11 protein-coding genes and 2 other annotated features (1 of these 13 running past the window's edge) are annotated in these 12,650 nt (G+C 29.9%); of the genes, 1 reads left to right on the forward strand and 10 read right to left on the reverse strand.

Annotated features, from left to right (window positions below):
* Positions 1-70: 70 nt before the first annotated feature.
* The 9 genes from zapA to infC all read right to left on the reverse strand — a co-directional run bounded on the left by zapA (position 71) and on the right by infC (position 8,782).
* Positions 71-649 (reverse strand): cell division protein ZapA, encoded by a 579-nt coding sequence (gene zapA, locus KXZ80_RS14020; RefSeq protein WP_021431721.1) that lies wholly within the window; start codon positions 647-649, stop codon positions 71-73.
* Positions 650-677: 28 nt separating this feature from the next.
* Positions 678-3,068: a phenylalanine--tRNA ligase subunit beta gene (gene pheT, locus KXZ80_RS14025; protein WP_021431720.1), complete on the reverse strand. Its 2,391-nt coding sequence runs from the start codon at positions 3,066-3,068 to the stop codon at positions 678-680.
* A 15-nt stretch (positions 3,069-3,083) separates the two neighbouring features.
* Entirely contained in the window at positions 3,084-4,103 is a 1,020-nt protein-coding gene (gene pheS / locus KXZ80_RS14030; protein ID WP_021431719.1) for a phenylalanine--tRNA ligase subunit alpha, read from the reverse strand.
* 55 nt (positions 4,104-4,158) lie between these two features.
* Positions 4,159-4,390 (reverse strand) — a binding site (T-box leader).
* A gap of 60 nt (positions 4,391-4,450) precedes the next feature.
* Positions 4,451-5,248: a TrmH family RNA methyltransferase gene (locus KXZ80_RS14035; RefSeq protein WP_021431718.1), complete on the reverse strand. Its 798-nt coding sequence runs from the start codon at positions 5,246-5,248 to the stop codon at positions 4,451-4,453.
* A gap of 3 nt (positions 5,249-5,251) precedes the next feature.
* Positions 5,252-5,923, reverse strand: a complete 672-nt coding sequence (locus KXZ80_RS14040; RefSeq protein WP_021428431.1) for a potassium channel family protein — start codon at positions 5,921-5,923, stop codon at positions 5,252-5,254.
* 20 nt (positions 5,924-5,943) lie between these two features.
* Positions 5,944-7,320, reverse strand: coding sequence for a TrkH family potassium uptake protein (locus KXZ80_RS14045; RefSeq protein ID WP_021431717.1), 1,377 nt, complete (start codon positions 7,318-7,320; stop codon positions 5,944-5,946).
* 312 nt (positions 7,321-7,632) lie between these two features.
* Entirely contained in the window at positions 7,633-7,989 is a 357-nt protein-coding gene (gene rplT / locus KXZ80_RS14050) for a 50S ribosomal protein L20 (RefSeq protein WP_021431715.1), read from the reverse strand.
* 58 nt (positions 7,990-8,047) lie between these two features.
* Positions 8,048-8,245, reverse strand: a complete 198-nt coding sequence (gene rpmI, locus KXZ80_RS14055; RefSeq protein WP_021428430.1) for a 50S ribosomal protein L35 — start codon at positions 8,243-8,245, stop codon at positions 8,048-8,050.
* Positions 8,246-8,272: 27 nt separating this feature from the next.
* A complete protein-coding gene (infC, locus tag KXZ80_RS14060; protein ID WP_082435262.1) occupies positions 8,273-8,782 on the reverse strand; it encodes a translation initiation factor IF-3 in 510 nt (169 codons plus the stop codon).
* A gap of 353 nt (positions 8,783-9,135) precedes the next feature.
* Here infC and KXZ80_RS14065 point away from each other — a divergent pair, with 353 nt between their 5' ends.
* Entirely contained in the window at positions 9,136-10,536 is a 1,401-nt protein-coding gene (locus tag KXZ80_RS14065) for an ATP-dependent metallopeptidase FtsH/Yme1/Tma family protein (protein ID WP_021431713.1), read from the forward strand.
* Between the two features lie 39 nt (positions 10,537-10,575).
* Here the strand turns inward: KXZ80_RS14065 and thrS are convergent, their stop codons facing one another.
* Positions 10,576-12,495, reverse strand: a complete 1,920-nt coding sequence (gene thrS / locus KXZ80_RS14070) for a threonine--tRNA ligase (RefSeq protein WP_021431712.1) — start codon at positions 12,493-12,495, stop codon at positions 10,576-10,578.
* 54 nt (positions 12,496-12,549) lie between these two features.
* Positions 12,550-12,650: a binding site (T-box leader), on the reverse strand; it runs 120 nt beyond the window's last position.

The following is a 12,650-nucleotide window of genomic DNA, read 5'->3' on the forward strand; positions in this document are numbered from 1 at the left end:
TACCTCCTTATTGTCATTAAAAACTAAAACCTTCAGGTTATTTTTCCTGAAGGTTTCTAAAAGTATTCTATTATTTTAAAAGTTTTCCAGATGCTTTTATATAATTTAGCTCTTGTTCTAACTCTATGTTTTTCAACTGTAAATCATATAATTTGTTTTGGAAATCTGAAGCTAACTTTTCAGCTATTTCAGTTTTCTCATTAGCTTCATCTAAATTCTTTTTAAGTTCTTCAATTTCTTCTTTAAGAGGATTCATTCCCTCTAAGTCATTAGCTTTATTTTTTAGTTCTTCATTTAGAGAATCTATTTCATCTTGTTTTTTACCAAGCTCTTCAACTTTATTATCAAGTTCTAACTTTATTTTTTTCATCTCTAGTTGAACTTCTTGGTTAGGTTTTTCTGCTTTTTTAACTAATTCTTTATTCTCTTTAGTTAGCTTATCATTTTCTTCTGAACATTCAAATAGCAAATCAGTAATAGTTAATGCTGATAATATAGCCACTTGAGATGTACTAAGAATTGAATTAGCTTCTGCTATTCTACTCATTTCCTCATCAACATAATGAGCTATTTTTATCATATAATCTTTAGATTTTTCAGATACCATAGGATATTCAGATCCATGTATCTTTACTGTAACTTTGTTCATCCTAACCCCCCCTACATTTGTTTCTCAATTAATTTGATCTTAAATTCGCATTTAGTTTTTCACTTAGCTCACTTACTATATTATCATGAACTTTTGCTACGTCTTCATCAGTTAAAGTCTTATCTTTACTTCTGTAAGTTATTGAGTATGCTATAGATTTATGCCCTTCTTCTATTTGAGCTCCCTTGTAAACATCAAATAATTGATAGCTTTCTAATATATCTGATCCATTAGCTTTTATTATATCTTCTATTTGTTTTACAAACACTTCATCCTTAACTAATAAAGCTATATCTCTAGTAGTTGCTGGATATTTAGGTAATGGATTATAAACTTTAGAATTATTTAAGTTCTCAAATACTAAGTCAATATCTATCTCTGCAACATATACTCTTTGATTTAAATCATAGTTTTCTAGTACATCTGGATGTAGCTCTCCGAATGTCCCTATACATATATTATTATACACTAATTTAGCACATCTTCCAGGGTGGAATGTTAAATTTTTAGTTTCTGGTTCAACTTCGTATCCATCAAATCCAACATTTGTTAATATAGTTTCTACTGCACCTTTTATAGAAAAGAAATCTACTTCTTTTCCGTACATTCCTATAGATAATTTCTTCGTTTCTACAGGTAATCCTTCTTGTGGTCTAAATGTATTTCCACATTCAAAAGCATAAACTTCTTCAACTTTATGAGATAAGTTTGTTGATATTACATCTAGCATATTAGGTATTAAAGTAGTTCTCATAACAGAAGTTTCTTCACCTAAAGGATTTATTATTTTAACAAATTCTCTTCTCTCATCATCTTCAGCTAAGTTTAGCTTATCTACTCCTCTTGGACTTACAAATGAATATGTTAAAATTTCATTTAATCCAACAGCTATAGAATTAGATTTTACATTATCCATAAATTTTTGTTTATTTGTTTTTACTCCTGCTGTAGCATTACCTTCTAAAGTTGCAGATGGTATGTTTTCATATCCATAAATTCTTGCAACCTCTTCTAATATATCCGCATCTTCACATATATCTAATCTAAAACTTGGTACTTCTAATTCCAACTTATCAGATGAAATTAAATTACACTTAAACTCTAAACTTTCAAGTATATTTATAAATTGATCCATAGGCACATTAACACCTAATAGTTTATTTATTCTCTCTGGGTTAGCAGTTATTTTTTGTACTTCTTCCTTTTCAGGATAATAATCAAGCATACCATTAAGAACTGTACCACAACCTAATTCTTCTATTAATTGACAAGCTCTATTTACAGCAGCTTCTGTTAGATTTACATCTATTCCTTTTTCAAATCTTGATGAAGCTTCTGTTCTTAATCCTAATTTTTTAGATGTTGCTCTTATATTTTCCTTTGCAAAACTTGCTCCTTCAAGGAATATAGATGTAGTGTTATCTTTTACTTCAGAGTTTTCTCCTCCCATGATACCAGCTAAATCTAAAGTCTTGTCTTGATTTCCTATAACTAACATATCTGATGTTAATGTTCTTTGGGCACCATCTAGTGTAGTAAATTTCTCACCTTCTTGTGCAAGTTTTACTATCATCTTATCATATTTTATATCTTCTAAGTCAAATGCATGAAGTGGTTGCCCAAGTTCTAACATAACATAGTTAGTTATATCTACTATATTATTTATAGGTCTCATACCTGCTTCTATAAGTCTTCTTTGCATCCAATATGGAGAAGGTCCTACTTTAACATCTTTAATAACCTTACCACAGTATCTTTTGCATAATTCTGTTTGAACATCTATTTCAAACTTCATATCTTCATTAGATCCATTTACAGTTATTTGTGGGTATTTTAATTCTTTCCCTAAAGTTACTGCAGCTTCTCTAGCTATTCCTATTATTGATCTACAATCAGGTCTATTTGATGTTATTTCAAATTCTATTAAAGCATCATTTATTCCTAATGCTTCTCTTACGTCCATACCTAGTTCAAATGAATCTTGGTGGTCTAATATATATATTCCATCTTTTTTATGTTCTTCTACATATTGAGAAGGTATAGTTAATTCTTCTGCTCCACAGAACATTCCCTCTGAAAGAACTCCTCTTAATTTACCTTTTTTTATTTTAAAATCACCTGGTAGAACAGCTCCTATTCTTGCAACTGGAACATAATCTCCAACATTTATATTTGTAGCATTAGTTACTATTTGAAGTATTTGACCATCAGCCACTTCAACTTTTGTAACCTTTAATCTATCTGCATCTGGATGTTGTTCTATTTCAAGTATTTTACATACTTCAACTCCATTAGTTTCTTTTCCGAAGAACTCTACTTTTTCAACCTTTGAACCTGTCATAGTCATCATATCAGCGAATTCTTGAGTTTCTCTATCTATATCAACGTAGTCTCTAAGCCATTTTAAAGGTACTAACATATCAAATCCTCCTAATTAAAATTGATTTAAAAATCTCATATCATTTTCGAATAATAGTCTTATGTCATCTATTTCATACTTAAGCATTGTTATTCTATCAAGACCCATACCAAAAGCAAATCCACTATAAACTTCAGGGTCTATTCCACAGTTTCTTAATACATTTGGATGTACCATACCAGCTCCTAATATTTCTATCCAACCTTCACCTTTACACATCTGACATCCTGCACCTTGACACTTAAAGCAAGTAACATCTACTTCTGCACTTGGCTCTGTGAATGGGAAGTTGTGTGGTCTAAATTTAGTTTTAGTATGTTCTCCAAATAACTTCTTAACAAACATATCTAATGTTCCTTTTAATTGAGCCATTGTAACATCTTTTCCGACTACAAGCCCTTCTATTTGATGGAACATTGGCGAATGTGTTGCATCTGGAGCATCAAATCTAAAACATCTACCTGGAGATATTATTTTTATTGGTAACTCTTCATTTTTCATTGTTCTAACTTGAACTGGAGATGTTTGAGTTCTAAGTAATAATTCATCATTTATATAGAATGTATCACTCATATCTCTAGATGGATGGTCTTTTGGTGCATTTAATGCATCAAAGTTATTTTCAACTGTTTCAACTTCTGGTCCTTCTGCTATCGAGAATCCCATCCCTATAAATATTTCATTTACTTCATCTATAATTTGAGATATAGGATGTTTTTTACCTACTTTAAATTCTTTAGCTGGCATAGTTACATCTAAAACTTCTTCAGCTAATTTTATTTGCTTTTCAATATTTTTTAATTCATCTTTTTTAGTACTTATAGCAGTATCTATCGCTTCTCTAACTTCGTTAGCAACCTTTCCTATTACAGGTCTTTCTTCAGCTGATAATTTACCCATTTCTTTTAATATAGATGTTATTTCACCTTTTTTTCCTAAGTACTTAACTCTTAAAGACTCTACTTGCTCTATATCTTGCATGTCTTTTATTTCACTTAATGCTGCTTGTTGTAAATTAAGTAGTTTTTCTTGCACTATATTCACCCTTTCACTTTAATTTTTATACATCAAAAAAAGCCCTTCATCCCTATCTAGGGACGAAAGGCTATTGTTTCGCGGTACCACCCTAGTAGCTTGATTTATTAAAAATAATTCAAACCACTCGAAAAACGTAACGTGTTTTTAACGTCATAGCCTACTTAAATTTCAGCCATGATACTCCAGAGGGAACTTCTTTTAATAACTTAGAAAGTACTTTCAGCCTAGGTACTTATCTCTGCGCTAAGGACTATTAAAATACTTTTCTCTTTCATAGTATTTTAAATATTAAACTTTGATTGTAAATTATATCATATATAGTGTGAATTTTCAATACAACTCTATTATATCATATATTTTTTGATTTCATACATAAGTATAGCTGAGCTTATAGCTGCATTTAAAGATTCAGCTTTTCCGTATATAGGTATTTTAACTAGTATATCTGATTTTTCTATAAGTTCATCATTAACACCATTAGCTTCATTACCTATAACAAGAGCTGTTTTATAGTTATATTCTACTCCATCATAAAAGTTATTTGTATTTAAATAACTTGATACAATATCAAATTTCCTATCTTTTAGTTCTTTTAATGCTTCCTCTTGAGTCATATTTATTATTTTCATATCAAATATTGACCCCATTGTAGATCTCGTAACTTTACTATTATATATATCTACACAACCTTTTAAGTTTATTATAGCATCTACACCTGCTGCATCTGCTGTTCTTATTATAGTCCCCATATTCCCTGGGTCTTGTATTCTATCTAAAATTAATACAAATCTGCAATTTTCATCTAAAATATCTTGAATATTATTTTTTTGTATACCAACAACTCCAACTATACCTTGAGTGCTTTCTGTATCTATAAACTCATTAAATATCTTATTTGTAGTTTTGTATACTTTTATATTTTTACTTTCTAAAACTTTTAAGAATTCAACATGTTCTTCTTTAGTCTCAAAATTTTCATTTATAAATACATATTGTAAATCTGCATTACAATCTATAGCTTGAGTTAAAATTCTAAATCCTTCTATTAAAAATTTAGACTCTTTTAATCTATTTTTGCTTTTTAAAAGAGATTTAGTTAATTTAACTTTTTCATTATCCTTACTACTTATCGATACTATCATTTTTTATTTTCTCCTAAATGAAAAGTCACTATCTGCTGTTATTGTACTTATTTTGCTGTTTTGACCTATAACAACTAATATACTTCCTGCATTTAATTTTTCTTCTGGAGATGGTGTAACATTTATAGTTTTATCACACTTTATAGCTAATACTGTTATTTCATATTTAGCTCTTAAATCTAATTCTATTAATGTCTTACCTTCCCATTCTCTAGGTGTAACAATTTCAACTATAGAATAGTCTGGATCTAACTCTATATGGTCTAATATATTATTTGAAACTAAATTGTGTGCTACTCTAACTCCCATATCTCTTTCAGGGAATACAACTCTATCAGCACCTATTTTATATAAAACTTTAGCTTGTAGTTCATCTTTTGCTTTACATACTATTTGCTCTACACCCATTTCCTTAGCTATTAACGTAGCCATTATAGAAGCTCTTATATCTGAACCTATCGCAATTATTGCTACATCAAAATTCCCCATACCTAAAGCTCTTAGTGCTTGTTCATCCGTAACATCTACAATCGCTGCATGTGTAACTTTTTCAGATATAGCTTGTACTGCATCATCACTTTTATCTATTGCCATTACTTGATGTCCTAGTAAATGCATTGTAGTTGCTACTGACGATCCAAATCTTCCACAACCTATAACTATATATTGTTTCATACCTGTTCTCTCCTAACTTTCTATCCTACTATAATTTTGCCTTCAGGGAATCTTATAACTTGTTTTTTAACAGAATTTTTAGCTACTAAAGCTATAAATATAGTTAAAAATCCTACTCTTCCCATAAACATATACATCATTATTACTATTTTACCAAATACATTTAAATTAGGACTTCCACCTATACTCGAACCTACTGTCGCAAATGCAGATGCAACCTCAAATGCAGATTCTATTAAATCAAATGATTCTTGTGTTAAATTTATAATCAAAATACCTACAAATACAACTAATATTCCTATAAAAAATATTGCTATAGACTTTCTTACTGCATTAATTCCGACTCTTCTTTCAAATACTTCTATATCTTCTCTTTCAAATATAAAGCTTCTTACAGCAAGTACTATAGTTGCAATAGTTGTAGTTTTCACACCTCCACCTGTAGAACAAGGTGATGCTCCTATAAACATTAAAATAATCATTATAAATAAACTGCCTTGATGCATAGATGCCAAGTCTATAGTATTAAATCCAGCAGTTCTCGGTGTAATTGATTGGAATAATGATCCTAATAATTTACCTTTTAATGAAAGATCTCCTAGTGTTTTAGGATTTGAATATTCTATAAATAATATAAATACCATACCAGTAATTATTAATGTTGCCGTTGTTATTAATACTACTTTTGAATGTATATTTAATTTAGATGGTTTTTTATTTTTTACTACATCTAAAATTACCGGGAACCCTATACCTCCAAGCACTATAAGCGCTGAGATAGTAAGACTTACCGTTATATTATTTACATATTTTGTAATTGAAGTAAATGGTCCGCTTATATTTCCCATAAGATCAAATCCAGCATTACAGAATGCTGAAATAGCATGGAAAATACTAAACCATATACCTTTAACTAAACCAAATTCCGGTATAAATACTGTTGATAATATTAACGCTCCAAATCCTTCTATAACAAAAGTCATCAATAATACATATCTAGTTAGTTTAACTAATCCAGATAGGTCAATTTGATTTAATGCCTCTTGTATAAGAAGTCTTTCTTTCAGATTTATCCTTTTTTTAGTTATCAATGCAAATAAAGTTGTTATTGTCATAAATCCTAAACCACCGACTTGAATTAATGCAATTATTACAATTTGTCCAAATAAGTTCCAATGTGTAGCTGTATCTACTACTACTAAACCTGTTACACAGACCGCAGACGTAGACGTAAATAAAGCATCTACAAATGGAGTAGATTCTCCCGTGTTTGTAGCAATAGGAAGTGTAAGTAGTATCGCTCCTATTAATATAACAGTAGCAAAACCAATTACCATTATTTGAGGTGGATTTAATTTATTAATCGGCTTTTTAATCTTTAAAATAAACTCTTTCACCTACTTTATCTCCTCCTGTATATATTATAATTAAATCTTCATTTTGTATAACTATATTATTGTGCTTATAACAATAATAAAATACATTATATACTTAGTTTTTAAATATATCTATACCTAAATGGAAATTTGTAATTTTAAAAATATTTATTATATCTTTACATAAATTTAACATATATAATTTTTTTAATTTGATAAAAATTTCACCTTGTTTTATATGCAAGTTCAATTAATTTTTCAGCAATTTTTTGTTTAATCTAATGTTTAAACGCATAAAAAAAACTCTGAGATTTAACCCAGAGTTTTATATAATTAAGCTAATTTTGATTTAGCAACTTCTACTAATTTAGCGAATCCTTGAGGATCGTTTATAGCCATTTCAGATAACATTTTTCTGTTAACTTCAACACCTGCTAATTTTAATCCGTTCATAAATCTTGAATAAGACATTCCGTTAGCTCTAGTACCTGCATTTATTCTTTGTATCCAAAGTTTTCTGAAATCTCTCTTCTTTAATTTTCTACCAACATAAGCATGCTTTAATGCTTTCATTACAAACTCGTTAGCTGGTCTGTATAATTTACTTCTTGATCCTCTGTAACCTTTTGCAAGTTTTAATACTTTCTTATGCTTCTTACGAGCGTTCATAGCTTTTTTAACTCTTGCCATCGTCGTAACCTCCTTCGTTTCTCTGTTCTAAATAATTTTTATCTATTTGTATTCGATCTTATAAGTATGGTAATAATTGTGCTATTCTTCTAGCATCACCTTCACTAACTACTCCAGACTTTCTTAATTGCATTTTAGTCTTAGCATCTTTCTTAGTTAGTATATGTCTTCTGAAAGCTTTACCTCTCTTTAATTTTCCACTAGCAGTTTTTTTGAATCTCTTAGCTGCTCCTCTATGAGTTTTCATTTTAGGCATATTAATATCCTCCTCTCAAATGTATATCTATTTTTTTGGATCTATCATTACAACCATGTTATTACCCTCAAATGCAGGGGCTTTTGTTGGTTCTCCAAACTCTTTTACTAGGTCTATAAACTTAAGCATTACTTTTTTTCCTAAATCCTTATGCCCTAGTTCTCTACCTCTAAATCTAAGTTCAACCTTAACTTTATCACCTTTTTGAAGAAACTTAATAGCATTATTTGCTTTTGTATTTATGTCGTTTTCTTCTATACCTGGTCTTAACCTAACTTCTTTTACAGTTACGACCTTTTGCTTTTTCTTAGATTCTTTTTCTTTTCTAGATTGTTCATATTTATGTTTACCATAATCCATTAATTTGCATACTGGTGGGTTCGCATTAGGTGATATTTTTACTAAATCTAAATTCTTCTCATTTGCCATTAATTGTGCATCTCTAGAAGTCATTATTCCAAGTTGCTCACCAGTTTCTGAAAGAACTCTTATTTCCTTATCTCTTATCTCATCATTGATTGCTAATTCCTTACTAATAGTAGGACACCTCCAATTTTATATTAAAAAAGGCGAATGATATCATCATCCGCCATATAAGTTACTACAATTAATAAAACACTAAATCTTAACTTATATTTACCTTACTAACTTTATCGTCGTAAGGTGAGAAGCGGACTTCTTCTTGTTTTTTATTACTCTATATACTATACCATCAGTTTAAATAAGTGTCAATTATTTTTTAAATTTTATAATTAATTATTTGATTTATGGACATACTTTTAATGAATTAAATATTTTTAATTTGAAAAATATAAAAATTTAATAATATTAATTTGAAAATCGGCAAATATATGTAATAACAACAATTTTTATAACTGAGGTGTTTGACTATGAAAATGTTAAATAATTTTTTTAAGAAAATCAACAACCCTGCGCCTGCGTTTAATCAGACCAAAATGGAAAAAGAAACTTCTAATGATAATTCTGATTCAACTAAGCCTAAAACAACATTCAATGATGTAGCTGGATTAGAAGAGGTCAAAGAAGAACTATTTGAAATAGTTGATTTTATGAAAAACCCAACAAAGTATCAAAAAATGGGTGCTAAAATTCCTAAGGGTGTTTTATTCTATGGACCTCCTGGTACAGGTAAAACATTGCTTGCGTCAGCTATGGCTGGTGAAACAAACGCATCATTTTTCAATGTAACAGGATCTGAATTCGTTGAAAAATATGTTGGTGTAGGGGCAAAAAGAGTTAGAACATTGTTTGAAAAGGCTAGAAAAGAAGCCCCTAGTATAATATTTATAGATGAAATTGACGCAATAGGAGCCAAAAGACATCTAGAAAGTAATAATGAAAAGGATCAAACATTAAACCAACTTCTTGTTGAGATGGATGGATTTAATAAAGATTCTAACATACTTATAGTAGGTTCAACTAATAGACTAGACTTATTAGATGATGCACTACTTAGACCAGGTAGATTTGACAGACATGTCCATATAGGAGAACCTAATTATCACACTAGATTAGAAATACTAAAAGTTCATACTAAAAACAAACCAATTGATAACTCCGTAGACTTAAACTTATTAGCTAAAAAAACTCACGGATTCAATGGTGCACACTTAGCAAATATAGCAAACGAAGCTGCCATATTTGCAGTAAGAGAAAGCAGCGAAAATATCAATAGTATTCATTTTGACAAAGCTATTGAAAGAGTTATCGCTGGACTTGAATCTAAAAGTTCAAAACTTATTGAAAAAGAAAAACGTATAGTGTCTTACCACGAAGCTGGTCATGCTCTAGTTAGTGATACATTAGGTATAAACCCTATACAAAAAATATCTATAATACCTAGAGGCCAAGCACTAGGATATGTGCTTCAACTTCCAGATGAAGATAGATATATTTATACTAAAGATGAACTTTTAGGAAAAATTAAAATCTTACTTGCAGGTAAAGCTGCTGAAGAAATAATATTTGGTCATAAATCTACAGGAGCTAAGGATGACTTGAAAAAAGTAACTGATATAGCAACTCAAATGGTTTGTGACTATGGTATGAGTAATCTTGGAGCTATGACTATAGATCAAAATCAAAAAAGCTTTTTATCAAAACAAATCCAAGAAGAAACTACTAGTATAATAGATTCTTGTTATAAAGAAACTCTTAATCTTCTAAACTCAAGTTTAAATGACCTTCATTTAGTTTCTCAACATCTATTTGACAAAGAAACTATGACTCACGAAGAGTTAAAAAATATAATAAGAAAAGAATGTGTATAAAAAAAAGTTAGCCTTAAAGGCTAACTTTTTTATTATTTATTATGCTTGAATTACATTAGTTCTTTCTTCTACTTCTTTTAATACATTTGCAATAAATGCATCTACATCCATTGCACCCATTTCTCCATTATCTCTTGATCTTACAGAAACTTTCTTTTCATTAACTTCTTTTTCTCCAACTACTAACATGTAAGGAACTTTTTGAAGTTGAGCCTCTCTTATTTTATATCCGATTTTTTCAGCTCTATCATCAAGCTCTACTCTTATACCTTTATCAAATAATGCATTTTTAACTTCTTCTGCATATTCTTTAAATCTATCAGATACTAGTAATATTTTAGCTTGAACTGGAGATATCCAAGTTGGGAATTTACCAGCATAATGTTCTATTAATATACCTATAAATCTTTCTATACTTCCTAATGCAACTCTATGGATCATAACAGGTCTATGTTTTTCCCCATCTTCACCTACATAACTAATATCAAATCTTTGTGGTAATTGCATATCTAATTGTATAGTTCCACATTGCCAAGTTCTTCCTAAACAATCTTTTAAGTGGAAGTCTATCTTAGGACCATAGAATGCTCCATCTCCTTCATTTATTACATAAGGTAGATTCAATTCTTCTAAAGCTTCTCTTAATCCATTTTCAGCTGATTCCCACTCTTCATCTGTTCCCATTGAATCTTCTGGTCTAGTTGATAACTCTAAGTGATATTCAAATCCAAATGCAGAATACACCTTATCTATTAATGAAACAACACCTTTTATTTCATCTTTTATTTGTTCTGGTAGCATGAATATATGTGCATCATCTTGAGTAAATGCTCTAACTCTCTTAAGACCATTTAAAGCTCCAGATAACTCATGTCTATGAACTCTTCCTAACTCAGCCACTCTCATAGGGAAATCTTTGTATGAATGTTGCTTAAAGTTATAGTATAACATCCCACCTGGGCAGTTCATTGGTTTTATAGCAAATTGCATATCATCTATATCTACAGTGTACATGTTTTCTTTATAGTGATACCAGTGTCCTGAAGTTTCCCATAATTTTTGGTTTAATATTATAGGAGTTTCTATTTCTACATATCCGTCTTTTCTGTGTAATTCTCTCCAGAATTTTAATAATTCATTTTTAAGTTCCATACCTTTTGGTAAGAATAATGGGAATCCTGGCCCTTCTTCTGGTATGAAGAATAATTCTAATTCTCTACCTAATTTTCTATGGTCTCTTTTCTTAGCTTCTTCTACTAAGTGTAAGTATGCTTCTAAATCTTTATTCTTTTCAAAAGATGTTCCATATATTCTTTGTAACATCTTATTTTTTTCATCTCCACGCCAGTAAGCCCCTGTTACGTTTTGAAGTCTTATAGCTTTAACCTTTTTAGTAGAAGATAAATGCGGCCCTCTACATAAATCTGTAAAATCTCCTTGTTTATAGAAAGATATAATTTCTCCTTCAGGTAGTTCTGATATAAGTTCTACCTTATAGTTTTCCCCTTGTTCTTCCATTAACTTTATAGCATCTTCTCTACTTAATTCAAATCTCTCTATAGCTAAATCTTCTTTAGCTATTTTTTTCATTTCAGCTTCTATCTTTTCTAAATCCTCTGGAGTTAATCTGTACTCTAAGTCTATATCATAGTAGAATCCATTTTCAATACTTGGCCCTATAGCTAATTTAGCTTCAGGGTATATTCTTTTTATAGCTTGTGCTAGCATGTGAGCAGATGTATGTCTGAACACATCTTTTCCTTCTTCATCATCAAATTTAAATAAATTTAATTCGCAATCTTCATTAACTTCGAAATCTAACCCAACAACCTCTTCATTAACAGATGCAGCTACTATACTTCTAGCTAATCCTTCGCTTATCGATTTAGCAATATCCATAACTGTAGTACCTTTAGAATACTCCTTTACAGATCCATCTTTTAAAGTAACTTTTATCATGACCTTACCTCCTTAATTTTTTTTGTATAAAATAAAAAACTCGGCCCATGAAAATCATGGGACGAGTAACATTCGCGGTTCCACCCAAGTTGGCATGTTATAAACATTGCCCTCTTGATGACTATAAGGTTGTCAACCGAGTACTTTTACTTATA

This window comes from Paraclostridium bifermentans (genome assembly GCF_019916025.1).
GTDB lineage: Bacteria > Bacillota > Clostridia > Peptostreptococcales > Peptostreptococcaceae > Paraclostridium > Paraclostridium bifermentans.